This window comes from Methylobacterium sp. A49B, assembly GCF_053346215.1.
Genome location: NZ_JBKFBO010000142.1, coordinates 19,839 through 45,113, shown reverse-complemented (window position 1 = coordinate 45,113; position 25,275 = coordinate 19,839). Strand labels below are relative to the sequence as shown.

At 69.3% G+C, this 25,275-nt stretch carries 20 protein-coding genes and 1 pseudogene; 5 read left to right on the top strand and 16 right to left on the bottom strand.

The window, feature by feature from the left end:
- Nucleotides 1–32: 32 nt before the first annotated feature.
- The 15 genes from ACLBX9_RS29570 to ACLBX9_RS29500 form a co-directional block, all read right to left on the bottom strand.
- Nucleotides 33–938 carry a beta-xylosidase gene (locus ACLBX9_RS29570; protein WP_447721416.1) on the bottom strand — a complete coding sequence of 302 codons (906 nt, stop codon included), beginning with the start codon at nt 936–938 and terminating at the stop codon, nt 33–35.
- On the bottom strand, nt 935–1,723 hold the full coding sequence (locus tag ACLBX9_RS29565; protein WP_447721415.1) for a TIGR04290 family methyltransferase: 789 nt from the start codon (nt 1,721–1,723) through the stop codon (nt 935–937). Before ACLBX9_RS29565 ends, ACLBX9_RS29570 begins: the two co-directional genes overlap by 4 nt.
- The gene (locus ACLBX9_RS29560) at nt 1,720–2,310 is read right to left on the bottom strand and encodes a histidine phosphatase family protein (protein ID WP_447721414.1); all 591 of its coding nucleotides are present in this window, start codon (nt 2,308–2,310) and stop codon (nt 1,720–1,722) included. The genes ACLBX9_RS29565 and ACLBX9_RS29560 overlap by 4 nt, the downstream gene beginning before the upstream one ends.
- A 257-nt stretch (nt 2,311–2,567) precedes the next feature.
- Nucleotides 2,568–3,650 (bottom strand): inositol-3-phosphate synthase, encoded by a 1,083-nt coding sequence (locus ACLBX9_RS29555; protein ID WP_447721413.1) that lies wholly within the window; start codon nt 3,648–3,650, stop codon nt 2,568–2,570.
- Nucleotides 3,651–3,677: 27 nt separating this feature from the next.
- The gene (locus ACLBX9_RS29550; protein WP_447721412.1) at nt 3,678–4,685 is read right to left on the bottom strand and encodes a UDP-glucuronic acid decarboxylase family protein; all 1,008 of its coding nucleotides are present in this window, start codon (nt 4,683–4,685) and stop codon (nt 3,678–3,680) included.
- A 15-nt stretch (nt 4,686–4,700) separates the two neighbouring features.
- On the bottom strand, nt 4,701–5,810 hold the full coding sequence (locus ACLBX9_RS29545; RefSeq protein WP_447721447.1) for a CgeB family protein: 1,110 nt from the start codon (nt 5,808–5,810) through the stop codon (nt 4,701–4,703).
- An 11-nt stretch (nt 5,811–5,821) separates the two neighbouring features.
- The gene (locus ACLBX9_RS29540) at nt 5,822–6,925 is read right to left on the bottom strand and encodes a CgeB family protein (protein WP_447721411.1); all 1,104 of its coding nucleotides are present in this window, start codon (nt 6,923–6,925) and stop codon (nt 5,822–5,824) included.
- Entirely contained in the window at nt 6,922–8,034 is a 1,113-nt protein-coding gene (locus tag ACLBX9_RS29535) for a CgeB family protein (protein ID WP_447721410.1), read from the bottom strand. The genes ACLBX9_RS29540 and ACLBX9_RS29535 overlap by 4 nt, the downstream gene beginning before the upstream one ends.
- Complete coding sequence (locus ACLBX9_RS29530) at nt 8,031–9,164, bottom strand: glycosyltransferase family 4 protein (RefSeq protein ID WP_447721409.1); 1,134 nt, start codon at nt 9,162–9,164, stop codon at nt 8,031–8,033. The genes ACLBX9_RS29535 and ACLBX9_RS29530 overlap by 4 nt, the downstream gene beginning before the upstream one ends.
- A complete protein-coding gene (locus ACLBX9_RS29525; protein WP_447721408.1) occupies nt 9,149–10,456 on the bottom strand; it encodes a TIGR04295 family B12-binding domain-containing radical SAM protein in 1,308 nt (435 codons plus the stop codon). Before ACLBX9_RS29525 ends, ACLBX9_RS29530 begins: the two co-directional genes overlap by 16 nt.
- Nucleotides 10,453–11,514: an SDR family NAD(P)-dependent oxidoreductase gene (locus ACLBX9_RS29520; RefSeq protein WP_447721407.1), complete on the bottom strand. Its 1,062-nt coding sequence runs from the start codon at nt 11,512–11,514 to the stop codon at nt 10,453–10,455. The genes ACLBX9_RS29525 and ACLBX9_RS29520 overlap by 4 nt, the downstream gene beginning before the upstream one ends.
- The gene (locus ACLBX9_RS29515) at nt 11,511–12,626 is read right to left on the bottom strand and encodes an NAD-dependent epimerase/dehydratase family protein (protein WP_010686540.1); all 1,116 of its coding nucleotides are present in this window, start codon (nt 12,624–12,626) and stop codon (nt 11,511–11,513) included. The genes ACLBX9_RS29520 and ACLBX9_RS29515 overlap by 4 nt, the downstream gene beginning before the upstream one ends.
- A gap of 453 nt (nt 12,627–13,079) precedes the next feature.
- Nucleotides 13,080–14,141, bottom strand: coding sequence for an NrfD/PsrC family molybdoenzyme membrane anchor subunit (gene nrfD, locus ACLBX9_RS29510; RefSeq protein ID WP_447721406.1), 1,062 nt, complete (start codon nt 14,139–14,141; stop codon nt 13,080–13,082).
- The gene (locus tag ACLBX9_RS29505; protein WP_010686538.1) at nt 14,138–15,046 is read right to left on the bottom strand and encodes a 4Fe-4S dicluster domain-containing protein; all 909 of its coding nucleotides are present in this window, start codon (nt 15,044–15,046) and stop codon (nt 14,138–14,140) included. Before ACLBX9_RS29505 ends, nrfD begins: the two co-directional genes overlap by 4 nt.
- Nucleotides 15,047–15,060: 14 nt before the next feature.
- Nucleotides 15,061–15,300 carry a hypothetical protein gene (locus ACLBX9_RS29500; protein ID WP_010686537.1) on the bottom strand — a complete coding sequence of 80 codons (240 nt, stop codon included), beginning with the start codon at nt 15,298–15,300 and terminating at the stop codon, nt 15,061–15,063.
- A gap of 206 nt (nt 15,301–15,506) precedes the next feature.
- Between ACLBX9_RS29500 and fdh the strand changes: the two genes are divergently transcribed.
- The 5 genes from fdh to ACLBX9_RS29475 all read left to right on the top strand — a co-directional run bounded on the left by fdh (nt 15,507) and on the right by ACLBX9_RS29475 (nt 24,693).
- Nucleotides 15,507–18,722 (top strand): formate dehydrogenase, encoded by a 3,216-nt coding sequence (gene fdh, locus ACLBX9_RS29495; protein WP_447721405.1) that lies wholly within the window; start codon nt 15,507–15,509, stop codon nt 18,720–18,722.
- A gap of 53 nt (nt 18,723–18,775) precedes the next feature.
- The gene (locus ACLBX9_RS29490; RefSeq protein WP_447721404.1) at nt 18,776–19,030 is read left to right on the top strand and encodes a hypothetical protein; all 255 of its coding nucleotides are present in this window, start codon (nt 18,776–18,778) and stop codon (nt 19,028–19,030) included.
- Nucleotides 19,031–19,450: 420 nt separating this feature from the next.
- Nucleotides 19,451–21,403, top strand: coding sequence for an AI-2E family transporter (locus ACLBX9_RS29485; protein WP_447721403.1), 1,953 nt, complete (start codon nt 19,451–19,453; stop codon nt 21,401–21,403).
- Nucleotides 21,404–22,339: 936 nt separating this feature from the next.
- A complete protein-coding gene (locus tag ACLBX9_RS29480) occupies nt 22,340–24,298 on the top strand; it encodes a GAF domain-containing protein (protein WP_447721402.1) in 1,959 nt (652 codons plus the stop codon).
- Nucleotides 24,295–24,693, top strand: a complete 399-nt coding sequence (locus tag ACLBX9_RS29475) for a response regulator (RefSeq protein WP_447721401.1) — start codon at nt 24,295–24,297, stop codon at nt 24,691–24,693. The genes ACLBX9_RS29480 and ACLBX9_RS29475 overlap by 4 nt, the downstream gene beginning before the upstream one ends.
- A gap of 386 nt (nt 24,694–25,079) precedes the next feature.
- Here the strand turns inward: ACLBX9_RS29475 and ACLBX9_RS29470 are convergent.
- Nucleotides 25,080–25,262, bottom strand: a pseudogene (locus tag ACLBX9_RS29470) (integrase core domain-containing protein); the annotation flags it as partial.
- Between the last annotated feature and the right edge of the window lie 13 nt (nt 25,263–25,275).

Below are 25,275 nucleotides of genomic sequence, written 5' to 3'. Positions count from 1 at the left end.
GGGAAGGCCGGGCGCCTACCTATGTTGGCCGTTCAGCCCGCGGGGTACTGCCCGGGCGCGTAGCGCCGGACCATGGCGGTGCAGAACGCCGCGTATTCTCCCCGGACCAGCGGCGCGCTGGTGTGATGAGGCGAGATCCCCCGATGCTCCGGCGTGAAGCAGAAGGTGACAGTGACGTCGAAGTCCTTCAGCGCCTCCATCTGCCGGTCGAACCAGTCCAGCGCCCCGGGGCGGAAGCTGTCGGCCCAGGAGAGGCCGGTGCGTAGATGGCGCACGCCCAGCCGCTTCATCCACGAGACCGCCTCGTCGAGCCGGTGGTCCTCGAAGTGGAACCACTGGCACAGGCCAATCTCGGGGGTGTGGCGGGCAAAACTCTCCAGGGCGATCTTCGGCGTGCCGTCCTGGCGGAGCAGGCCCATGTGGAAGTGCCGGTAGTAGGAGGAGCCCTCGGCCTCCTTGTGGCGGGTGGTGGCCTCCCATTCCCGCGGCAGGTCGTAGAGGCTGTACCAGTGGATCCGCGGCGCCCGCCCCGAGAGCAGCTCCAGGGTCCGGCGCAGGCCCCAATCCTGGACCTCCTCGGCGCCGAAGGTCGAGACGCCGACCTCCGAGACCCAGACCGGCAGGTCGGTGACCGCGCGGATCTCGTCGACCTTGGCCGGCCAGTCATGGATCGACCACAGGTTCCAGTCGAGGGGGAAGCCGTGCACCGCGACAGCATCGACGGCGTCGAGGACGCCGCGGGCCTCCATGTTGCGAATGAAGAGCGGGTCGATCGGCGAGATTCCGCCGAGCACGCGGATGAGGTTCGGGTTCACGTCCCGGATCGCGTGGCCCGCCTCCTTGACCATCTCGGCGAAGAGCAGCCAGTCGGGATCGATCTCCGGGTCCCAGTGCGACTTGTTGTTGGGCTCGTTCCAGAGCATCACCGAGTCGATCATCGCGTTCCCCCGCGTCCTACGGAATCCGCCCGCGCAGGATATGCGGCCCCCACCCCGTAGGGTACCGGCGCGGTGCGGCAGAGGTAGACCTCCGCCTCGGGCTGGGCCTCGATCGAGAAGCCGCTCGCCCGCAGCATCGCCTCCATGCCGGCGCAGTTGGGGATCCACCAGTTGGTCCAGTCGTGCGCGTAAGAGCGCTCGACGAAGTGCATCCGCGGGTAACCGGGCCGCTCGAACTGGTCCATGTCCCAGAAATCGTAATCCGCGGCGACCGGCTCGACCGCCCGGCTGCCACGCAGCATCGACTGGAACACCAGGAGGTCGCCGGCCACGTGCTCGCGGATCAGGTCGAGGGCGAGCAGCGGGTGGCGCAGGTGGTAGAGCACGCCCATGAACAGCACGACGTCGAACCGCTCGCCCAGGGCGCCGACGTCGTAGACGGAGAGGTTGCGGAACTCGATGTCGTGGCCGAGGCTGGCGGCGGCGAAGCGGGCCTGAGCGAGGTAGCGGTCGTCGGAATCGAGGCCGAGCACCCGGGCGGCGCCGCGCTGCTTCATCGCGATGGCGTAGAAGCCGCCGTTACAGCCGATATCGAGGACGCTCTTACCGGTGAGGTCGGCGGGGATCGCCTCGGCGAAGCGCCGCCACTTCACGCCCGGGTAGTCGCCGAGGAAATGGTCCGGGGCGGTCCAGACCCCGTCGCCGAGGTCGATGTTGTGGAACCAGGGGCCGAGGGCGTCGGCCTGCCGGCGCAGATCTTCGGCCGTCACGGCGGTGGCCGTCATGGTGCGGTCCGTTCGTTGAGGGAGACGACGCGGCCGCCGCCCGGCCAGAGGGCGAGCTCGCTGCAGGAGGCGGGATCGACCACGATCCGGTCGTAGGCGTCGAGGCCGAGCCCCAGGACCGTCAGGAGCGCGGCGCGGATCACGTCGCCGTGGCTCACCAGGATCACGGGCGCGCCGTCCGCGGCGAGGCGGTCGAGGATCCGTCCGACGCGGCCCTGCGCCTCCGCCATGCCCTCGCCGCCCGGCGGACGGGCGGTAGTGCGCTGCGCGTTCCAGGTGGCCCAGTCGGGATCGGCCGCGAGTTCGGCGAAGCTGCGGCCGGTCCAGGCGCCGAAGTCGATCTCGTCGAGGCCGGGCTCCGTCCCGACATCCAGGCCGAGGGCGGCGGCGATCGGGGCCGCGGTCTCGGCGGTCCGTTCGCGCGGGCTCGCCAGCAGGGTGCCGGCGCCGCAGCCGGCGAGGCGGCGGGCGAGGGCCTGCGCCTCGGCGCGGCCAGCCTCGCTCAGGCAGACGCCCGGCATGCGCCCGCACAGGATCCGGCCCAGCCGATCGTGGCTGCCGTGGCGCACGAGGAAGACCTGCCTCATGCGAAGACGCGGCTCGGCGTGGGGACGGATCTCCCCCACGCATCCGCGCGTCTCCCTCCCCCCCTCTGCGGGGGAGGGTGGCCCGGCCGTAAGGCGGGGTCGGGAGAGGGGAACCCGGCTTCCGGATTTGGGGCGACCTTCATGAAGGCCTCCGCCTCTTTCTGCACCGTCGCTCCCCTCTCCCGACCCCCTTCGGGGGCCACCCTCCCCCGCAGAGGGGGGAGGGAGGGCGCATGCCGGATCTGAATCGCTCCTCATCACGCCGCCTCGCCCGCCACGAAGCGGCGGGTGCGCTCCCGCGCCTCCGCGTCGGTGAACTGCCGGGGCGGCGACTTCATGAAGTAGCTCGACGGGCCCTCCAGGGCGCCGCCGATACCCCGGTCGAGGGCGAGGCGGGCGCAGCGCACCGCGTCGATGACGATGCCGGCGGAGTTCGGCGAGTCCCAGACCTCCAGCTTCAGCTCGATGTTGAGCGGCACGCCGCCGAAGGCGGTGCCCTCCAGCCGGATATGCGCCCATTTCCGGTCGGTCAGCCAGGGCACGTGGTCGCTCGGGCCGACATGGACGTCGTCCGGCGCCAGCGGCGCATCGAGCTGGCTCGTCACCGCCCGGGTCTTGGACAGCTTTTTCGATTCCAGCCGCTCGCGTTCGAGCATGTTCAGGAAGTCGGCGTTGCCGCCGAAATTGAGCTGGTAGGTCCGGTCGAGCCGCACCCCGCGCTCGCGCATCAGGTTCGCCAGCACCCGGTGCACGATGGTGGCGCCGACCTGGCTCTTGATGTCGTCGCCCACGATCGGCAGCCCCTTCGCGGCGAAGCGCTCCGCCCATTCCGGATTCGACGCGATGAAGACCGGGATGCAGTTCACGAAGGCGCAGCCGGCCTGGAGCGCGGATTCGGCGTAGAACTCGGTGGCCGCCTGCGCGCCCACCGGCAGGTAGGAGACCAGCACCTGCGTGCCGCTGCGCCGCAATGCCTCCGCGACATCGGCCACCGGCTCGGGCGATTCCGCCACCACACCCTCCAGGTAGCGGCCGATCCCGTCGAGCGTCGGCCCCCGCCGGACCGTAACGCCGGTCGCCGGCACCGCGGCGAAGACCTGGGTGTTGTTGGGCGCCGCCAGGATCGCGTCGGCGAGGTCCCGCCCGACCTTGGCGGCGCTCACGTCGAAGGCCGAGACCACGGCGACGTCGCGCACCCGGTAGCCGCCGAGATCCGGCGACATCAGGCCCGGCACCGCGTCCCCGGGGGCGGCGTCGCGGTAATGGTGCAGCCCCTGCACGAAGGACGAGGCGCAGTTGCCGATCCCGACAAGGCCGACGCGGATGGGGGCGGCGGCCATCAGCGCCTCGGACGCCCGGAGCTTCGATCAGCCGGCGACAACGGCGCGCTCCTCGATGGACGGACGCGCCCGGAGCGGGGCGATCTCGCGGGAGAACCACGCGATCGTCGCCTCCAGCCCCTCCTCCAGGGGCACCCGCGGCGACCAGCCGAGCAGGGTCTCGGCGCGGGTGATGTCCGGCCGGCGGCGCTGGGGATCGTCCACCGGCAGCGGCCGGCGCACGATCCGGGACGGGGTCTCGGTCATCCGCACCACGAGGTCGACCAGCGCGCCGACCGTCAGCTCGCGGGGGTTGCCGAGGTTGACCGGGCCGGCGAGGGGCGTCTCCGCCGCCATCAGCCGGAGGAGCCCGTCCACCAGGTCGCTGACGTAGCAGAAGGAGCGGGTCTGCTCGCCGTTGCCGTAGACCGTGATGTCGTCGCCGGCCAGCGCTTGGCAGATCACGTTGGAGACGACCCGGCCGTCGTCGGCGCGCATCCGCGGGCCGTAGGTGTTGAAGATCCGCGCGACGCGGATGTCGAGGCCGTGCTGGCGCTCGAAATCGAAGGTCAGGGTCTCGGCGGAGCGCTTGCCCTCGTCGTAGCAGGCCCGCGGCCCGGTCGGGTTGACGTTGCCCCAATAGGATTCCTGCTGCGGGTGCCGCTCCGGATCGCCGTAGACTTCGCTGGTGGAGGCCTGGAGGAAGCGCGCCCCGGCGTCCCGGGCAATCTCGAGCAGCCGGCCGGTGCCCAGCACGCTGGTCATCATCGTGTGGACCGGGTCGGCCTGGTAGTGCGGCGGCGAGGCCGCGCAGGCGAGGTTGAACACCCAGTCGAACCGCGGCAGCGCCGGCAGCGGCTCCGTCACGTCCGCCTCGACGAAGTCGAACCGCGCCTCGTTGGCGAGATGGGCGAGATTCGCCCGCCGCCCGGTCAGCAGGCTGTCGACACAGGTGACGCGCGCCCCGTCGGCGAGGAGCGCGTCGATCAGATGCGAGCCGATGAACCCGGCGCCGCCGGCGACGAGGACTCGGATGCCGCTTCTGGTTCCCACCATCATTCTCCCGAGTGCCTAGTGACCAATGATCGCGAGATCGGGCGCGCCGGAGCGCGCGGATCCGGGCCGCGCGCCCGCTTCGCCGAGGAAGCGTTCGAGTTCCTCGGCGCGGGCGGCGGCGGTGTGCCGCGCGAGGATCGCCGCGCGGGCGGCCGCGCCGAGGGTCCGCCGATCCGCCTCGGCGCGCCCGCCCAGGATGGCCAGGACGCCGTCCGGGCCGTCGGGCAGCAGGATCTCGCGCTCCGGGACGAGCAGAGTGTCGAGACCGTCCCACCGGTCGGAGACCACCGGCGTGCCGCAGGCGCCCGCCTCGAACAGGCGCACGCTCGGGCTCCAGCCGGCCCGGACCATGTCGGCGCGGGTGACGTTCAGGGTGTAGCGGCTCGCCGCGTAGAAATCCGGGTGCCGGTCCGGCGGCAGGTGCTCGATCCGCTCGACGTTGGCGGGCCAGTCGATTCCGGCCGGGTACTGGGGACCCGCCACCGCGAAGCGGAGATCGGGCGCGCGGCGGGCGGGCTCGATCAGCAGGCGCTCCAGCGTGGGCTGCCGGTCCGGACTGTAGGTCCCGAGATACGAGAGGTCGTAGCGCGCCGGGCGGTCGAGGGCCGGGTAGGAATCCGGGTCGACCGAGCAGTAGAGGGCTCTCGCGACGAGCGCCCCGTAATCCCGCTCCAGGCGCCGCAGGGTCGGGCCGCCCGTGAAGGACAGGTAGAGGTCGTAATCCCGGATCTGCCCGGCCGCGAGGTAGTCGCAGGTGCCGGCCTCCAGGGCCGCCAGCGTCACCGGCGTGTCGATGTCGTAGAAGGCGGTGACGCCCCGCGCCCAGTCGAGCACGCGGTCGCCCGCGGCGATCCCCTCCGGCACGTAGGAGCCGACGATCACGGCATCGGCCCCGGCGATGGCGGCGCGGTGCGCGTCGAGCCCGTCGAGGTCGGCGTAGAGGGCGAGGTCGCAGAAACCGGGCTCGGGCAGGTCGCGGTGGGCGGCGTACCAGGGCACGTCGCGCTCCAGGAACTGGACGTCGTGGCCGCGATCCGCGAAGGCCTTGAGCAGCGCCCGATAGGTGGTCGCGTGGCCGTTCCCCCAGGAGGAGGTCAGGCTGAGCCCCAGGACGACGAGGCGCATCGGGGCCGCGCTCACGCGACGCTCCGCCGGGTCGCGTCCGCCTTGCGGGCCGCCGCGGCCCGCAGGATCGCGTCGACCTCGACCGCCCGGCGCGCGTAGGTGTGCTCGGCAGTGATGCGCCGGCGGGCGGCCTCGCCGATGGCGCGGGCCCGCTCCGGGGTCAGGGCGGCGACGTGGTCGGCGACGTCGCGCCCGTCCCGGGCGACCAGCACCTCAGTGCCTTCGTCGAGGAACAGGCCGAGGCCCTCCCAGGCGTCGGTGATCAGGCAGGCGCCGGCACCCGCCGCCTCGAACACCCGGGTGGCGGGGGAGAACCCGACCGCCGCCATGCTGTCGCGGGCGATGTTCAGGACGGCGAGGGGCGTCGTGTTGAAGGCGTTGTGCTCGCGCGTGTAGACGTGGCCGAGATGCCGGACGTTCAGCGGCAGGCCGCGGCTCTCCCAGCCGTTGCCGCCGATGAGGAAAGACCGCTCCGGCAGGCGCGCCGCCGCCGCGAGGAAAAACTTCTCGACGCGGGCCTCGCGGTCGGGCAGGCGGTTGCCCAGGAAGGCGAGATCCGCCGCGAAGCGCGGCTCCGGAGGCACCGGGAAATGGGTCTCCGGGTCGAGCGCGTTGTAGATCGGGATGCAGGCCCGGGCGCCGAAGCCCTCGTAGGCCGCGACCACCGGCGGGCCGCCGCCGTAGGTGAGCACGAGGTCGAGGTCCGGCAGGGCGCGGCGGAGCGCGTGGTCGGGATCGGCGCGCATCTCGGCGAGCGTCGCCGGGGCGTCGACGTCCCAGAAGATCCGCACCGCCTCCGGGCGGGAGGCCGCGATCACGCTCCGGAGCAGCTCGTCGTCGAACACCCCGACGCCGCTCGCCTTGACGACCACGTCGGCCTGCGCGGCCTCGGCGACGACCGCCCGGGCGGCCTCGATGGTCGCCGGGTAGACGTTCACCGCCGCGTAGGGCGGGGGCTCGATGTCCCGGTGCTGCTGCCGGTCGAAGGCGTCCGGCTCGTAGAAGGTGATCGTGTGGCCGTGCCGCGCCAGGGCGGCGAGCATCCCCCGGTAATAGGTGGCGGCGCCGTTCCAGTAGGACGACAGCAGGGAGGAGCCGTAGAAGGCGATCTTCATGCGGTAGCCTCCAGGGTGGCGGGCGCCCGCAGGCTCGCGGCGATGGACAGCAGTTCCTCGGCGCGGTGCGCGCAGGTGTGGCGCGCCCGAATCGTCGCGAGGCCGGCGGTGGCGAGCGCCTGCCGGTGGCTGGGATCCGACCGCAGGGCGCGCAGGTGGCTCTCCATCTCGGCGCCGGTGCGGGCGACGAGATAGTCCAGGCCCGGCCGGAACAGGCCCTCCGCGTCGTCCCAGGGCGCGCAGACCAGGGGGATGCCGCAGGCGAGTGCCTCGAACACCCGGATCGTCGGGATGCCGGGCAGGCGCTCCACGTAGAATCGCCGGGGCACGTGGACCGTGGCGAGGTGGCGGGCGAACAGGCCCGGCGCCGCGGCGTTCGCCGCCCAGCCATGGTAGTGGGCGCCGTAATGCCTCAGGGTCGCGAGCGCCGCCTCGGGGTAGCGCACGCCGTAGACGTCCAGCGGCAGGCCGGCTTCCGCGGCGGGGCGGAACAGGTAGGTCTCCAGTTCCGCGCTGCGCTCGTCGTCGCCCCAGTTGCCGATCCAGATCAGGCCGGCGCGGGCGCCCTCCCGAGCGGGCGGGTGAAACAGCCGCGTGTCGGCGGCCTCGTGCCAGACGAAGGCGCGGCGGCCCCAGCCCTTGGCCCGGTAGACCGCGGCCAGCGTCTCGCCGAAGGCCAGCACGCCGTCGTAGCCGGAGAGATCGAATCGCCCCATGTCCTCCGGGGCGCTCACTGCCCGGTGGTGGGTGTCGTGGAACAGGAGCGTGTAGCGCGCCCCGCGGCGCCGGGCGGCGCCGAGGGCCGCCACCAGGGCCGGCTCGTTCCACTCGTGGACCAGCACGAGGTCGCTGTCCGCCGCGCGCTCGATCACCGCGTCGACATCTGCGTAGCGCGTGGAGGCAAGCTCCGGATAGGCCGCCCGGTAGGCGTCGAGGCCGGCCTCGCCGTGGTCGCGCAGGAGGTTTTCGAGGCTCCAGGCGTTCTCGGGCTCGTAGGCGGTCACGGCGTGGCCGCGGGCCATCAAGTCCCGCAGCACCCCGCGCAGGAAATGCGCGTTGCCGTGGTTCCAGCACGAGGCCAGCGAGTGGGTGAAGTAGGCGATCCTCATGCGGCGGCTCCCCCGAGCCGGGCCGGCACCCCGGCGCCGAGGCCAAGCAGGACGCCGAGCACCCCCTCGATCATCGGCGCGACGCCGTAGCGGGCGGCGCGCACGGCGGCGGCTTGGCCGGCAGCCGCGCGCCGGACGGGATCGTCGAGGAGGCCCTGTACGGCACCGGCCGCCGCTTCGTCGTCGTCCGCGTCCACGAAGGCGGCGGCACCGTCCCACAATTCGCAAAAGCTCGGGAGGTCCGACAGCACCAGGGCGCAACCTGCCGCGGCGGCCTCCAGAACGGCGAGGCCGAAGGGCTCGTAGCGGGCGAGCGACACGAAGACCGGCCGGCCGGCGAGTTCCGCGGCGATGCCCGCATCGTCGAGCCGTCCGAGGAGCCGCAGGTGACGCGTCTCGACCCGGCCGCCGTTCGGCCCGTCGATGGAGCCGGCGGCGCGCAGCGGCACGGACAGGCGGGCCGCGAGGCGGTCGAGGGCGACGGCGTTCTTCGCCCGGTCCCAGAGACGGCCGGCCGTGAAGGCGACGGGGGCGGCAGCCCGGGGCGGCAGGCCGCTCGGGTCGCGCCCGTTGCGGACAACGACGGGCGGAGCTGCGAGGCCGCAGATCCGGGCGGTGGCGAGGGCGTGCGCCCGGGTGGGGGCGAGGAGGGCATCCGCGGCGCGGCAGCCCCGCACGGTGAGGTCGTGGCGCCACGCAAGGTCGGCCGGCAATGGCCCGGTCTCGACGGCGTCCCACCACGTCGCCACACAGGAATGGCACACGGCGGCCACCGGCACGGGAAACGACGCCAGCGCCAGGGCGGGGCTGTGAAGATGCACGCAGTCGGCCCCGCAGGTGCGGGCGAGGTCCGCCAGCGCCCGCGCGGCGTCGAGCACGGCGTCCGGCGTCCCGGCGGTCCAGTCGAGGGGCAGGCCGGTGGCGACGATGCGGGCGCCGGTGTCCCTCTCGGCCGCGGCGATCCGCCCGTCGGCGGGCGCGGGTCCCAGGACCGCTACGGTCACGGCTGAGCCCCGCCGCACGAGTCCGGCGGCGAGGTCGAGGCTGTACTGCCAGACGCCGCCCACCGCATCCGCGCTCATCAGGACGTGCGGCGCCGTCGCCGGGGAGGGACTCAGCAGCACCCGCATGCGGCCTCCAGCTCGGACAACGGGAGGGGACGCTCGTCCTGGATGTCGCTGAACTGCGTGAACTGCCCGAGGTAATGGGCGTGCGCCCGCTCCCAGGCCAGGTCGTCGGGCGCGCCCCAGAGGCGCCGGTAATCGGGGGAACTCGGATAGGGGTAGAGCGGCACCGGGTCGTTCGCCCAGACGCCGTGGCCGCGCAGCCGGTCGCGCCACGTCGCCACGAGGTCGGGGTCGTCGCCGGCCACGGCGATGAGGTTCGCCTGCACGAACGGCACCGAGCGACGGGCATGGATCAGGCGCTCGCCAAGGTCGTCGGTCGAGGCGTGGCAGTTTTTGTCGAGGGCGGTGCGGCCTTCCTCCGTCAGGCTCTCGATCCCGGCCTCGATGGAGACGCACCCGGCCGCCCCGAGGAGGTCGAGCATGTCGGGCTTCCAGAGATCGATCCGGGTCTGGATCCCGAAGCGCAGATCGCGGGCGACCAGCGCCTCCAGGAGCGGCTTCTGCGGCAGGAAGATCTCGTCGACGAAGTAGACGTAGGTGACGCCCTGCGCGATCAGCCCGTCGATTTCGTCTAGGACGATGGTGAGGTCCCGGCGCCGGTAGGCATCGCGGAAATCGATCTTGGCGCAGAACGAGCAGGTGTAGGGACAGCCTCGCGAGGCTTCGACCTCGGCGCCCGGGCCGTCGGGCGCGGCGTCGAAGCGGTGGTGGTGGTGCCGGTGCCGGGCGATCCAGCCCTCCGGCCAGCGCAGGGCCGGCAGGTCGGTGAAGCGGCCGGCATGGGGCGGGCCGGTCACGGCGACCGTTTCGCCATCGCGGAACGCGAGGGCCGGCACGGCCCGCAGGGTGTCCGGCCCCAGGCCGCCGAGGCCGGCGAGGCGGGCGACGACCTCCTCGCACTCGCCGCGCACGACGATATCGCAGCCGAGTTTGTCCAGGACCGGCCGCGGCGTCGCCGAGCCGTGGGGGCCGACCGCGACCGTTGTCCCGCCCCTTCCCGCCAGGGTGTCGAGGAAGGCGCGGGGGCTGCGCAGCTCCGGCGGGGCGCAGCGCCAGAACAGATAGGTGGGGGCGGTCGCCACAACGGTCATGGCGGGGGCGAAGGCCGCGACCCGGTCGGCGGCAGCCTCGGCGGTGAGACCCTCCAGGTGGGCGTCGACCACCAGCGTCTCATGGCCGGTGGCCGCGAGCAGGGCGGCGGAATAGCCGAGTTCCAGCGGCAGGTGCGGCTCGCGGCAGCCGAAATAGATGCTGTTGCGGTAATCCCAGGATGGGTTGACGAGCGCGACTCTCATGCGGCCGCTCCCGCAATCGGCGCCGGGCCCGGCTGCGCGCGCGCGGCGGTGAGCCAGCCGGCGAGGTCGGAGACCCCTTCGCGCCAGCCCGTGAAGGGCGCGAGCCCCAGCCGCGCGACAGCCCGGCGCGTGTCGGAGACGTAGTAGCGCTGGTCGCCCGGGCGCCAGTCCTGGAAGCTCCGCGCCACGGGACGCCCCAGCAGGGCGCCGGCATGGTCGAGGAGCTGCAGCAGGCTCACGGCGTTGCCGGGGCCGCCGCCGATGTTGAAGGCGTGGCCGGACGCGTCACCGATGCGGGCGAGCGCCGCCCGGTAGACCGCCACCACGTCGCGCACGTGCAGGATGTCGCGCACCTGCCGGCCGTCGCCGTAGAGCGTCACGGATTCCCCCGCGAGCGCACGGATCAGGAAATGGGCGACCCAGCCCTGATCCTCGTTGCCCATCTGGCGCGGCCCGTAGATGCAGCTCATCCGCATCACCGCCGCCGGGAGGCCGAAGCTGCGGGCGTAGTCGAGCACGTACTGGTCCGCCGCGCCCTTGGAGCAGCCGTAGGGCGTGTGGAAGTCGAGGGGCCGGGTCTCGCCGATGCCGCGGGCCCGCAAGGCGAGGTCGGCCGGCAGATGGGCGTCGCCGACTGCCTCGAGGGCAAGGTCCGGCAGGTTTCCGTAGACCTTGTTGGTCGAGGCGTAGAGCAGGGGGACCGGCCGCTTCAGGGCGCGCAGGGCCTCCAGCAGGTTCACGGTGCCGAGGAGGTTGATTTCCATGTCGGCCCGGGGGGCGACGAGGCTCGTCGTCACGGCGACCTGGGCGGCGAAGTGGAACACCGCCCCGGCCTCCGCCACCGCGCGGGCGAGTTCCTGCGCGTCGCGGATGTCGGCGACGACCGGGCTGATCCGGCCGCCGTGGCGCTGCCGCAGCCAATCCAGGTTGGCCGCCACGCCCGGGCGCGACAGGGCGTCGAAGACGATCACGGCGTGGCCGTCGGCCGCGAGGCTGTCGGACAAGTTGGCGCCGATGAAGCCGGCGCCGCCGGTGACGAGGATCGGCCGCCCGCTCACGCGACGAGACCGCGCGCTTCGAGCTCGCGCCGCGCCTCCGCGACGCGGTCAACGGCCTGCTGCTCGGCCACCCAGGTGGCCAGCTCGGCGAGCCCCTCGACGAAGTCGCGGCGCGGCGCGTAGCCGAGCTCCCGCTGGATCCGGCCGATGTCGGCGATGCAGTGGCGGATGTCACCGAGCCGCGCCTGGCCGGTCACCTCCGGCTCGATCCCCTCCCGGCCCATGGCGCGGGCGAGCAGCCGGGCGACCTCGCTGACCGTCCGGTCCTCGCCGCTGCCGACGTTGTAGACCTGACCGGCGGCTGCCGGATGTTCCAGGGCCAGCGCGAAGGCCCGGGCGACGTCCTCCACGTGGACGAAGTCGCGCCGCTGCGCCCCGTCCTCGAAGATCATCGGCGGCTGGCCGTTGTGCAGGCGGGCCGCGAAGATCGCCAGGACGCCGGTATAGGGGTTCGAGAGCGCCTGGCCGGGCCCGTAGGCGTTCCACAGGCGCAGCGCCACGCCCTCCATCCCGTAGGCGGGGGCCAGCGTCAGCGTCAGGCGCTCCTGCATGTACTTGGTCAGCGCGTACACGGAGGCGAGCGCCGGACGCTTGGTCTCCGGGGTCGGGATCGGCCGCATCGGCTCTCCCCGCGCGTCCAAGGGATCCCAGGGCTCGCCGGGCCGGCGCGGGCGGCGCACGACCTCTTCCGCGGTGGCGCCATCCGAGGTTCGGTACAGCCCTTCGCCGTAGACGCTCATCGAGGAGGCCACGACCACGCGCTTCACCGGCGCCTCGATCAGCTGCTGGAACAGCACCGCCGTGCCGCAATCGTTGACCGAGACGTAGCGCTCGACCGCGTACATGCTCTGCCCGACGCCGACCTCGGCGGCGAGGTGGACGACCCGGTCGATCCCGTGGAGCGCCCGGCTCATCGCCGCACCGTCGCGAACGTCGCCGGGCTGGAATTCGACGTCCGGCGGCAGCGCGGCAGCGTCACTCCTGTCGCCGCCATGGACCTGCTCGATCAGGCTGTCGAGCACCCGCACGTGGTAGCCGCGGCGCAGCAATTCCATGGAAAGATGGCGGCCAATAAAGCCAGCGCCACCAGTGATAAGCACGGATTCCGGCACGAGGTGTGATATTCCCCTGCGAGGACTTAAAGCTATGTAGATCAGGAATTGGATCCGTAAGAAACAACTCAGGTTAAATTCGGCTTCTGATTGGCAAAAACGTCTACTTTAATGCTAAGTTTACGGAAAGTATGGGCAAATCCTTTTCGCGGATAGCCAGTCCTCGCGAGACAATCCGCCTCATCTGGTCGGGTACGCGAGCCTCCCCAGCCAGGCGCGAGGCCGGCTCGCCTCGGGTGGCATCTGAGGAAAGGTCCTGCGTTATTCAGATTTCACGATGGCGTAAGCTGCAATAGAAAATATCTACGCAGATGTTTTGCTAACTTCGGAACGTATTTCGGTGATCTGATCGGGCGATCCTGATGTAGAATCGCGCCCACAGAGGTGCCGCACCGGCATCACAGGAGTCGTGTGAACGCGTGCGACATAGACAGCCCCGCACGGTCTATCGGCTCACCGCTCCGGCAAATTCTCGGGCTGGCTGAACCGAAAGCTCACGTCCGGATCTTTGGCCGAGCGGTCGCCCGCGGCCATGATCGAGACGCGCAGAGCCGCGGCGCCCGCGAGCGTCGCGGCGGCGGCCAGCGCCGTCACCGGGCGCGGCAGTCCCCGCCGGGTGAGCAGCGATGCGGCGAGGATCCCCAACGGGAGGGCAGTGCCGAGGAGCGTCGCCCCAATATGCTCCACCCGGCCGGCCTTCCCCTTCAGGGCACCCTCGACGCCCGTGCGCCGGTAGGTGGCGTGCGAGACGACCGCTCCGGCGAGTTCGGCGGCGAGCGCCGCCGCGGCCGTGCCTTCGAGCGCCCGGCGCCTGCTCGGATCCGGCTCGGTCAGCGCCAGGGCCGCGGAGGCCGAGGCCATCGACGAGGCGCCGAACCGCATGGCGAGGCTGCGCGGGGCCGCCGCCCAGAGGGGCGTCGAGGTCGCCGAGAGGAGCGAGGCCGTGTAGGTCGAGAGGCCGAGGCCGGTGAGCGCCGCCGGAACCTGGGCGGCGCGGGCGAGGCCGCTCAGGCCGCGCGCCCGCGGCCACAGGTCGGTCCCGAGCTGCGCCGCCGCGGTGACGCCGGCGGCGCCGGAGAATCCCATCAGGATCCACGTGCCGATCGACATGGGCGAGGTGTGCTTGGCCACCCGCAGCATGTTGTAGAAGCGCTTGGGCGTGTGCAGGTCGTAGATCAGCAGCGGCGCGCCGAGGACGGGCCCGAGGAGCGCGAGGTAGCGCCCCCGCCGGACCAGTGGCGCCGCCGCCGCGCCCTGGCGGAGATCGGCGACCGCCGCGATCACCGCGGCAGAGCCGGAAAAGCCGGCGAGGAAGATGTAGCCGCCCACCACCGGGTTCTCGAACGGCGAGGCCTTGAGCTGCGGCCGGCCGTAATAGGTCGGCCCGGTCCAGCCGGCCCGGTTCGGGCGGCCGTGGACCGAGGGCGGCTCGGTGGCATGGCGGGGGACGCGCGGCGCGTCCTCGGGACCGTCCTGCGTGGCGGCGGCGGCCTCCGGGCTGATCGTGGCGGTCACGGGCGCCTCCCCGGCTGCGGCGCGAACAGGAAAGCGCTCGCCAGGGCCAGGGCCGCAACCGTGGCGAGGCCCGTGGCGAGGCTCGGCGCCACCCGGTTGGCGGGCCGGGTCGGCGCGGCCGGCAGGTTGTAGATCTCCGGCCGGTCGATCAGCAGGAAGAAGGCGTTGAGATGCCCGAGGCCGCCGGTGGCGCCCGGCGCGTCCGGGGTGCCGTACAGGTAGGCGCTTTCCACCCCGAGGCCCTGCAGGTGCTCGACCCGCTCGGCCGCCCGGGCCTGGAGGTCGGAGAGTTCGCCGAACTGGATCGAGTTGGTCGGGCACGACTTGGCGCAGGCGGGCTCCAGGCCGCCCTTGAGGCGGTCGTAGCAGAGGGTGCACTTGTGCGCCTTGCCGTCCACCGTGCTGACGTCGACCACGCCGAACGGGCAGGCCGGCACGCAGTAGCCGCAGCCGTTGCAGATGTCCTGCTGGATCACGACGGTGTCGAACTCGGTCTTGAACAGGGCGCCCGTCGGGCACGCCTCCAGGCACGGCGCGTTGTGGCAGTGCTTGCACACGTCGCTCATCATCAGCCAGCCGGACTGGAACTTCTGGTCCTGGCCGTCCCGGAGACCGTGGGCTCCGGACTTCTCCACGAAGGCGACGTGCCGCCAGCTGTTGGCCGAGAGGGCGCCGGTGTTGTCGAAGCTCTGGCCGGTGAGTCCGAGATTGTCGGCCGGCAGGTTGTTCCACTCCTTGCAGGCGACCTCGCAGGCCTTGCAGCCGATGCAGACGGTCGTATCGGTGAAGAAGCCGTAGGACCGCCCCGGCTCGATCCGCACTCCGGCGGTGAGCTCGGACTCGTTCGGGATCACGTGATCCAGGGTGGAGGTGGCATGCTCGAGGGCGCGGGGATGCATGTTCATGCGGCGCGACCTCCTCAGCGGGCCGGTGATGGTGGGAGGAGGCTGACCGACCGGGCCACGAGGCCGATCAGGTTGCGGGCATGCTCGTAGGTCACGCGTACCCGCGCCTGCCGGGCCTGCAGCGGCCCGAGCTGCGCCGGCTCGGCCGCGGCGTTGCGGTCCAGCAGGAACAGGTGCGCGATCCCGTTATCGTCCGTGAGCTGGAACCGGCTCTCCTGGACGATGGTGACGACGCCCTCTTTAACATACGTCACAATTCGTCCCTCCGAGCGCGCGGTCGTCGCAGGCTGGAATAGCTCGCAATTGCCCCGATAACCCTAGGAAACATGCAAAGTTTCTGCGCCGTACGGATCGCGAGCTTGTTCTGACGGCATGATTGCTTGCCGGATCGATCTCAGCGGGAACCAAACACCCGGACGCCTGGCTTATCCCGGCGGAAGACCGAGCAACGGGTGGCACCATGGCGACGATCCGCAGGCGCTTGACGGAGAGGGTGGCGGGCTTCGTGCGGGACTGGTCGCTCCCGCGCCAGTTCGCCGGGCAGAGCGTGATGGCCGAGGCGGCGCGCAGCACCACCTCGGCGAACCTGCGCCCGCGCCTGGAGGAGGCCGACCGGATCGGCACCAGCGTCTGCCCGTTCTGCGCGGTCGGCTGCGGCCAGCTGATCTACGCCAAGAACGGCAGGCCGATCCACGTGGAGGGCGACCCGCGCAGCCCGATCAATCAGGGCACCCTGTGCCCCAAGGGCGCCGGCACGCTCGGCATGCTGCTCTCTCCGGAGCGGATCAGCGACGTGCTCTACCGTGCGCCCTACTCGGACCGCTGGGAGAAGAAACCGCTGGCTTGGGCGATGGAGCGCATCGCGCAACTCACCAAGCAGGTCCGCGACGAGACCTTCGCCGAGACCCTGCCGGACGGGCGGATCATCAACCACACGCTGGGCCTGGGGTCGCTGGGCGGCGCCACCATGGACAACGAGGAGAATTACCTCATCAAGAAGCTGTTCGGCGGCGGCCTCGGGATGATCAACATCGAGAACCAGGCGCGCATCTGACACTCGTCCTCGGTGCCCAGTCTGGGTACCACCTTCGGGCGCGGCGCCGCCACCATGGCGCTGTGGGACCTCGCCAATTCCGACTGCATCATCGAGATGGGCTCCAACATCGCGGAGAACCATCCCGTGGGATTCCGCTTCGTCGTGGAGGCCCAGCGCCGCGGCGCGACCGTGATCCACATCGACCCGCGCTACACCCGCACCAGCGCGCTGGCCGACATCTACGCGCCGATCCGCTCCGGCTCCGACATCGCGTTCCTCGGCGGGATGATCCGCCACATCCTGGAGAACGACCTCTGGTTCCGCGACTTCGCGATGGCCTACACGAACATCGCGCACATCATCGAGGAGGGCTACGGCGACCCTGACCAGAACGAGGGCCTGTTCTCCGGTTACGATCCGGTCGCCGGGACCTATTCGCAGGAGACGTGGCAATATGCCGGCAAGACCGTGCCGTCGCCGGTCGCCGAGCACCGGGTGCAGACGCAGGAGGGCTCGTCCGACGAGGGCGAGGCCTTCGAGAGCATGACCAAGTCGCCGCCGCCGCAGGACCCGACCCTGCAGCACCCGAACTGCGTCTATCAGATCATGAAGCGCCACTACGCGCGCTACACGCCCGAGATGGTCGAGCGGGTCACCGGCTGCCCGAAGGACCTGTTCGTCCGGATCACCGAGATTTTCGCGCGCAATTCAGGGCGCGAGAAGACGGGAGCCTTCACCTACGCGGTGGGCTGGACGCACCATTCCACGGGCGTCCAGATCATCCGGGCGGCGAGCATCATCCAGGGGCTGCTCGGCAATGTCGGGCGCCCGGGCGGCGGCATCATGGCGCTGCGCGGCCATGTCAGCATCCAGGGCTCGACCGACATCCCGACGCTCTACAACATGCTGCCGACCTACCTGCCGCAGCCGAACGTCTTCCACGACCACGCTACCCTCGACCGCTACCTGAAGACCGAGACACCGCCCACGGGCTGGTGGTCGAACATGCCGAAATACGTGATCAGCCTGCTCAAGGCCTGGTACGGCGACGCGGCCCGCGCCGACACCGAGTGGGGCTACCAGTTCCTGCCCAAGCTCACCGGCGACGCCTCCCAGGAGCCGATGACCATGGCGATGTCGGACCGGGTGGTGAAGGGCCAGTTCATCCTCGGCCAGAACCCGGCCGTGGGGGCGGTGAACTCCGAGCTGGTGGAGCGCGGCTTCGCCAACCTCGAGTGGATGGTCGTGCGCGACTTCGCCATGACCGAGACCGCCAATTTCTGGCAGCAGGGCCATCGGGTGCGGAAGGGCGAGGTCTGGCCCGAGGAGATCGGCACCGAGATGTTCTTCCTGCCCGCCGCCATGCCGGGGGAGAAGGACGGTTCGGTGACCAACACGAGCCGCCTCATGCAGTGGCACGACGTGGTCTGCGAGGCGCCGGGGGACAGCCGCTCGGATCTCTGGTTCATCGTCCATCTCGGCCGGCGCCTGAAAGAACTGTACCGGGATTCCACCGAGCCGAAGGATCGGGCGATCCAGGCGCTGACCTGGGACTACGAACTCAAGGGCGAGAAACAGGAGCCCGACGCCGAGTCGGTGCTGCGCGAGATCAACGGCTGGACGGTGGCGGACGGGCGCCAGGTCCCGGATTACCGCAAGCTCAAGGACGACGGTTCTACGGCCTGCGGCGGCTGGATGTATTGCGGCATCTTCCCGGAGGCAGGGAAGAACCTGTCCCGCTCGCGTCGGCCGGACGGGCCGGGGGAGTCCGGCGCCCATCTCGGCTGGGCCTGGACCTGGCCGCTCAACCGCCGGACCCTCTACAACCGCGCCTCCGCGGATCCGGCCGGAAAACCCTGGTCGGAGCGCAAGAAGATGATCTGGTGGGACGAGGCGCAAGCCAAGTGGACGGGCGAAGACGTGCCCGACTTCCTGGCCGACAAGCGGCCCGATTACCGCCCGGACTGGTCGAAGCACCCGCACGGCATGGACGCGCTCGGCGGGGACGACCCGTTTATCATGGAGGCGGACGGCAAGTGCGCCCTGTTTGTGCCTTCCGGACTGAAGGACGGTCCGCTGCCGACCCACTACGAGCCGATCGAGAGCCCCGTACGCAATCCGCTCTACCCGAAGCAGCAGCGCAACCCGACCGCGAAGGTCTGGGGCAGGCCCGGCAACGAACTGCACGCGACGGCCGACCCGCGCTTCCCCTACGTGTTCACGACCTTCCGCCTGACCGAGATGCATTGCGGCGGCATCGCCACCCGGGTCATGCCGCACACCGCGGAGTTGCAGCCGGAGGCCTTCGTGGAGGTCTCGCCGGAACTCGCCGACAGTCTCGGGATCGAACACCTCGGCTGGACCGTCATCTCGACCCTGCGGGGGGAGGTCGAGGTCAAAGCCATGGTGACGGAGCGGCTCAAGCCGTTCCGGATCGACGGACGGGTGGTCCACCAGATCGGGATGCCCTGGGTCTACGGGTGGCAGGGCTACGCCAGGGGCGACGTCGCCAACGTGCTGCTGGCGATCACGGGCGACGCCAACACCAGCATCCACACGACCAAGGCGCTCACCTGCAACATCCGGCCCGGCCGAAAGGCGCTTGCGGACGTGCTCCACCAGAGGGAGGTCGCAACGTGAGCACCGCCCCAGGATGAGATGCGGGGCACCGGGCACTGGCCGCCCTCGATACGGTGCTGGCGCGCAAGCCCAAACGCGACGACGGCGCGCTCACGGAGGCGACCATGGAGCTGACACAGTTCCGCGACGCAATCATCGTCGAGCGGCGCACCGGCGGCATCCGTAGCGCTGACGAGCGGCAGCATCTCGCGCATCTCAATTCAGTCCTGAGCGTCGTCCTCGGCGTGCATTTCCCGCTCGGTAAGACGCCCTGGGACGAGCTTCAAAAGGCCCGGGACTGGCTCTCCGATCTTGTCGCACCGGCATAAGCGTTCGCTTTTCTCCGCAATGCGCAGAGCGGCCTGCCATGGCCCAGTTGCCACGATGAAGGGCGGCAGTGTTGGGAATGATTCCTGCGTCTGCTGATGGCAGATCGCGCTACGCTTCATGTGTACGATCTCGGTCTATGATCATCCCCAAGCCGACCCACTGCTTGCGGCCAGCTCCGATCTTACTCGTAAGCACATCGGATTGCCGGCTTGAGTTCGTCAGGAGGCTATACGCTTCTCCGGAAAACTCACGGGAAGCCAGCCGGCTGCTTCCGACCAAATTCCGCTGATCGCGCCTCGCTCACAGGCGCCTTCGCCCCATCCGACGGGTCGACAGGCTGGGGGCTAAAACGCTTGCGAGGGCGTTACCCTGATTGTGTGCCGCATCGTGTCGGCGCAGCGACGAGGAGTACACGCCGCATGCCTGCCGACGAAGTCGCCACACGTCAACCGGCTCAGGTTCCACCGCCGCTCGTGCCCGGCCTGCGCGGCCTCCTGACGCTCGCGGTCGGCGTTGTGCTCGTCGCTGCCCTGTATTTCGGGCGCGAGGTGTTCATCCCCCTCGTGTTGGCCGTGCTGCTCAGCTTCGTCCTGGCTCCGGTCGTCAACCTGCTGCGGCGGCTGCGTCTCGGCCGCATCCCGTCGGTCATCCTCGCCGTCCTCCTCGCCCTCGGGGTCATCGGCGGCATCGGCACGATCATCGGCACGCAGGTGGCGGGGCTTGCAGGCAACCTGCCACGATACCAAGCCACAGTGCAGACGAAGGTCACTGGTCTGCAGCAGGGCTGGCTCGGCGAGGCCAACCGCATCCTCCAGAGATTCAACCACCAAGTCCACGACGCCACCCAGAAGGCCGACGCCGCCGGCACGACTGCCGAGACTGGGCCGGCCGGGGACACACCCAAGGCGCAACTCGTGCGCGTCGAGCAGCCCGAGCCCTCGCCCTTGGCGCTGGCCCAGAAGGTGCTCGGGCCCATCGTCTCGCCGCTGACCGACATCGGCATCGTCTTAGTGGTGGTCGTCTTCCTGCTCATGCAGCGCGAGGACCTGCGCAACCGCATGATCCGCCTGTTCGGATCGAGCGACCTGCACCGCACGACGGTGGCCATGGACGACGCCGCGGGCCGCCTCGGAACCTACTTCCTGGCCCAGCTCGGCATGAACGCGACGTTCGGAGTCCTTGTCGGGATCGGCCTCTGGTTCATCGGCGTGCCCAACCCGCTCCTGTGGGGCGTGTTCTCGGCGATCATGCGGTTCATCCCTTATATCGGCGCGATCGCCTCCGGCATCCTTCCGGTGGCACTGGCAGCCGCCGTCGATCCGGGCTGGTCGATGGTCATCGCCACCGCGGCCCTGTTCCTGATCGCCGAACCCGTCTTCGGGCAGGTGATCGAGCCGCTGCTCTACGGCCACTCCACCGGCCTCTCGCCCTTCGCGGTGATCGTCTCGACCCTGTTCTGGGGCTTCCTGTGGGGGCCGATCGGCCTGATCCTGGCCACCCCGTTCACCGTCTGCCTCGTCGTGCTCGGCCGCCACGTGGACAGCCTGGAGTTCTTTGACGTGCTGCTCGGCGATCGGCCGCCGCTGACGCCGGTCGAGAATTTCTACCAGCGCATGCTGGCCGGCGACCCGGACGAGGTGCGGGAGGTCGCCGAGGCGATGCTGAAGGAGCGCTCGCTCTCCTCGTACTACGACGAGGTGGCGCTCAAGGGCCTGCAACTCGCCGCCAACGACTTCGCGCGCGGCGTCGTCACGCCGGCGCAGCTGGAGAACATCCGGGCGTCGGCCCGCTCACTCGTGGAGGATTTCGAGGACCATGCCGACGCCGAGCCGGCGCGCGACGACAAGGCGGTCAATCCGAGCGAGACCCCGACGCTGGCGGAGCGGACCCACACCCGGACCGAGGCGGTGCCCGGACAGGCGCCGCCCCGCGAGGCACTCCCGGAGGCGTGGCGCGGCGAGGCGCCGGTGCTGTGCGTGGCCGGGCGCGGCCCCCTCGACGAGGCCTCCTCGGCGATGCTGGCGCAGCTGCTGCGCAAGCACGGACTCGGCGCGCGCGTGACCCCCTACCAAGCCGTCTCGCGCGAGGGCATCCGCGACTTGGACCTCAGCGGCGTGGCGATGGTATGCATCTCGTACCTCGACATCAGCGGGAACCCGGCGCATCTGCGCTATCTCTTGGAGCGCCTGAAGCGCCGAGCTCCGGGCGTTCCGGTGCTGGTGGGCCTCTGGCCGGTTGGCGAGAAGGTGCTCACCGACGCCGCACTCGGTCGCGCGGTCGGGGCAGACGTCTACGTTTCGTCACTGCGGGACGGGGTTGAGGCCTGTCTCCGTGCGGCTGCCGACCGAGCGGACGTGGATAAAGCCGCCTGAGTGGTCGCGCTTCGATGTCGCGCAGTTGCGATCAGCTCGTGCTTTGCCAAGCGTCATAGTGGACAGCCCCAGAACGGTCGCCCAAACCGCGGCCGGTCTCTCGGCGCCTTCGTATGCTCGGCATCAACATGCCGCCGCTGTTGATGGGCAGGCCAGATGAGAAAATTAATCGATAATACCGTGAACGCACTTGTTCGGAATCAAGCACCACGTTTGAATGTGTCGATCAAAGCAGATCAATAAATCATTTTTGGAGGGGGCGAATAGGAGCTGAATTTCTGACTTCTTGCAAGGGCTTTCAAGCGGCTTGTTATGACGTTTCCATTCATTGCCGCTCGGTAGCGGAATGGCGGCAATCCACTCTGAGCGGTAACTGCAGGACGACTGAGGGATGTCTGCTTCCGGCGAGCGCCGCTGGCGACCCGCCCGGCTGCTCTGGGTCGATAGCGGGCCGACCGCTTGCCGGCAGCACTTCTCCGAGGCAGATCGGCCGCTTTCGGCCATGCGTCGTCGGCGCCGATAGCCCTCAGGTCGTCTCAGATGAGTGGTTCCGCCGGTCCGCTTCTGAGCAGAAAGGCTTTGAAGCGGACGCTGGGGTGCCTGCTCCTAGAGCATCACGCTTGGAAGTTCGTCGACTCTGCAGAAGCGATCACCCTGGAGCCAATTCTTCGCAATTGGCTCACGCAGACGTCCGGCACTCGGTTTAGGAAAATCTGCGATCAGGTTACGCCCACATAACTCATTCAGAAGATATATTCCGAGATGAGGTCGTAATCACTTTCCCAAATGACTGATGATATTATCAAATGGGATCGATAGCGGATAGATGATGCTACTTGATTTGTTCAAACGTATGCAGTAACAGTATCTTCAGATCTGTCGCAATCCGACCGATGCGTCTGATGTTGGCTTGATATGAGGCAAAACTCAGAGGCCATGCAGTCCGTCATAGCGGATTTGCGCCGCGAGCTTGACGAGGCCAGACGGCAACAGACGGCGACGGCTGGGGTTCTGAAAGTTATCAGCAGCTCGGTTTTCGATTTGCAGACCGTCCTGGACACCTTAATCGAATCCGCCGTCAGGCTCTGCGACTCGGATTGCTCGAATATCTTTCAACGCGATGGCGACATTTACCGTCTCGTTTCCAGTTATGGCTTTTCTGATGAGTACATCGCGCTTGCTGAAACTCATCCATTGCTAGCAGGTGGAAATAGTACGGCCGGACGTGTTGCGTTCGAGCGACGCCCAGTGCAGGTGCTCGACGTTCTCACCATATCGAACTACGCCGCCAGTGAGTATCAACGTCTTGGCGGCTATCGCACGCTCTTTGGTGTGCCTTTGCTCCGGAATGGCGATCCAATCGGCGTGCTCATGCTAGGACGTTTCACGGTTCGCGCCTTCACTGACCGGCAGATCGAACTCGTACAGACATTTGCCGATCAGGCGGTGATCGCCATCGAGAATGCGCGGCTCTTCACGGAAGTCGAGGCTCGAACGCGCGAGTTGAGCGAGACCCTGGAGTTGCAGACCGCAACGTCCGAAGTCCTGAGGGTGATCAGCAGATCCGCGTTTGACCTGCAGAAGGTCTTTGACACGCTGGTTCAGTCAGCGGCGCGCCTGTGCGGTGCGGATCAGAGCTGCATCTTCGAGCGTGACGGCGACCTCTACCGGTGGCTGTCCGGCTTCGGGTTCTCCGACGCGGTCGTCACCCATGCCAAGGCGAACCCCTTCTCGCCGGGCCCGCACAGTGCCACGTCGAGGGTGGCCTGCAGCGGTGAGGTCGTTCACATACCGGACGTGCTGGCTGACCCGGAATATGCCGCCACCGAGCACCAACGCCTCGGGCAGTACCGCACGATGTTGGGCGTGCCATTGATGCGCGAGGGGGCGCCCATCGGCGTTTTCACCTTGGGCCGCACGCGCGTCGAGCCCTTTGACGCACGTGAGATCGAACTCGTCCGCGGCTTTTCCGATCAGGCGGTGATCGCGATCGGGAACGTTCGCCTGTTCGAACAGCTTCAAACCCGTACCCGAGAGCTCGCCCAGTCGCTCCACGAACTGAGATCCGCCCAGGACCGCCTGATCCACACGGAGAAGCTCGCGTCGCTCGGTCAGCTCACGGCCGGTATCGCGCACGAGATCAAGAACCCGCTCAACTTTGTGAACAACTTCGCCGCACTATCCGGCGAGCTCGTCGACGAATTACGAGAGGCGCTTCAGACCGCGCTGCTCGACGACCGGATCCGCGGCGAGGTCGACGAATTGGCCGACCTGCTGAAGGGCAACCTCATCAAGGTCGTCCAGCACGGCCAGCGAGCCGACTCAATCGTCAAAAACATGCTCCTGCACTCGCGCACCGGCTCGGGTGACCATCGGCTCGTCGAGGTCAACAGCCTCGTCGAGGAGAGCCTGAACCTCGCCTATCATGGCGCCCGCGCCGAGAGACCTGACCTCAAGCTCAGGCTGTCCCGCGACTTCGACCCGGCAGCCGGGGCCGCGGACTTGTACCCGCAGGAGATCACGCGCGTTCTCCTCAACCTGATCGGCAACGGGTTCTACGCCGCCTCTAAGCGCCAAGCTGAGCGCGCGGAGCCCGATTACGAGCCGACTCTGGCGGTCGCCACTCACGATCGCGGGGCGTTCGTGGAAATCCGGGTTCGCGACAATGGCACCGGCATCCCGGAGCACGTTCGCGTCAGGATGTTCGACCCTTTCTTCACCACCAAGCCGGCCGGTGAGGGCACCGGGCTGGGATTGTCTCTGAGCCATGACATAGTGGTCAAACAGCACGGTGGGACGATCGATGTCGCGACCGAAACCGGCAAGTTTTCGGAGTTCACGATTGTGCTGCCCCGCAAAAGTGCGACCTCTCACGGGACTGAAAGTCTGCCATGAGCGTGCTGATCCTCGTTGTGGACGACGAGCCTGACGTGACTGATCTGTTCCGGCAGCAGTTCAGGCGTGAGTTGCGATCGGGGCGCTTCGACATGGCGTTCGCCCATTCGGCGCCCGAGGCTCTGGCTCAGGTGTCGTCCTCGCACGCGACGAGCTTGATCCTGATACTCTCGGACATCAACATGCCGGGCATGACGGGACTTGAACTGTTGCCGCTGGTCAGAGCCGCCCGTCCGGACGTGCCGGTGATCATGATCACGGCCTATGGCGATGCGCAAACGCGCGAGAAAGCTTTCAGGGAAGGTGCGGCTGGCCTTCTGACCAAGCCCATCGATTTCGAGGCACTCCGTGCCGAGATCGACCAACGGCTCGCTGCGCTGACAAAGGAACCATGAGCGTCGGGGTCCTGTGGGACGAAGCTCTGTTTGATGCGAACCGCCTGAGAACGCGATACCAGACGAACGAAAACTTGGTCGTCGATGGAGTCCGCTGGCGCAGCCGGAGCCGCTCTTGCGGCGAGGAGGAGTTGACCCAACGACCGAGATGCGCGCGCCACTGCCGCATCGGCGGCGTAGCAAACGTCCGCTTTCAAGAGGCGCGCAGCTGCGCGGGACCGATTGGGTTGGGGGCAGCCTGACCGTTCAAGATGGATTTCCGCTGGTCTGCTCCGAGCTAGAGCTCGAACAAGCAGATGCCGGCTTCGCGTCCGCCTTGATCCATCGGCGGCTTCTGCAACATCTTGACCTGACCGGTATTTTGGACCGAGCCAATTGAGAGGCGACTGCATGGTCGCGGTCATGGGTAGCCGGAACGCCAGATCCGGGTCGCTGACGGGTGCGGGCGGCCGATAGCCCAGCGACGAATGCGGTCGGACGCGGTTGTAGGTGGTTTGTCACAGCCCGATCACGATCTGCGCCTCCTTGAGCGCGTAGAAGATCTCCTGGCGTAGGCACTCGTCACGAAGGCTGTCTGCACCG

Excerpts from the sequence above, each read along its gene's own strand:
- ACLBX9_RS29475 (WP_447721401.1), top strand. The coding sequence starts at position 24,295 with ATGAGCGTGCTGATCCTCGTTGTGGACGACGAGCCTGACGTGACTGAT.
- ACLBX9_RS29565 (WP_447721415.1), bottom strand. The coding sequence starts at position 1,723 with ATGACGGCCACCGCCGTGACGGCCGAAGATCTGCGCCGGCAGGCCGAC.
- ACLBX9_RS29545 (WP_447721447.1), bottom strand. The coding sequence starts at position 5,810 with ATGCGCCTCGTCGTCCTGGGGCTCAGCCTGACCTCCTCCTGGGGGAAC.
- ACLBX9_RS29560 (WP_447721414.1), bottom strand. The coding sequence starts at position 2,310 with ATGAGGCAGGTCTTCCTCGTGCGCCACGGCAGCCACGATCGGCTGGGC.
- ACLBX9_RS29540 (WP_447721411.1), bottom strand. The coding sequence starts at position 6,925 with ATGAAGATCGCCTTCTACGGCTCCTCCCTGCTGTCGTCCTACTGGAAC.
- ACLBX9_RS29555 (WP_447721413.1), bottom strand. The coding sequence starts at position 3,650 with ATGGCCGCCGCCCCCATCCGCGTCGGCCTTGTCGGGATCGGCAACTGC.
- ACLBX9_RS29480 (WP_447721402.1), top strand. The coding sequence starts at position 22,340 with ATGCAGTCCGTCATAGCGGATTTGCGCCGCGAGCTTGACGAGGCCAGA.
- ACLBX9_RS29535 (WP_447721410.1), bottom strand. The coding sequence starts at position 8,034 with ATGAGGATCGCCTACTTCACCCACTCGCTGGCCTCGTGCTGGAACCAC.
- ACLBX9_RS29485 (WP_447721403.1), top strand. The coding sequence starts at position 19,451 with ATGCCTGCCGACGAAGTCGCCACACGTCAACCGGCTCAGGTTCCACCG.
- ACLBX9_RS29525 (WP_447721408.1), bottom strand. The coding sequence starts at position 10,456 with ATGAGAGTCGCGCTCGTCAACCCATCCTGGGATTACCGCAACAGCATC.
- ACLBX9_RS29550 (WP_447721412.1), bottom strand. The coding sequence starts at position 4,685 with ATGGTGGGAACCAGAAGCGGCATCCGAGTCCTCGTCGCCGGCGGCGCC.
- ACLBX9_RS29505 (WP_010686538.1), bottom strand. The coding sequence starts at position 15,046 with ATGAACATGCATCCCCGCGCCCTCGAGCATGCCACCTCCACCCTGGAT.
- ACLBX9_RS29570 (WP_447721416.1), bottom strand. The coding sequence starts at position 938 with ATGATCGACTCGGTGATGCTCTGGAACGAGCCCAACAACAAGTCGCAC.
- ACLBX9_RS29530 (WP_447721409.1), bottom strand. The coding sequence starts at position 9,164 with ATGCGGGTGCTGCTGAGTCCCTCCCCGGCGACGGCGCCGCACGTCCTG.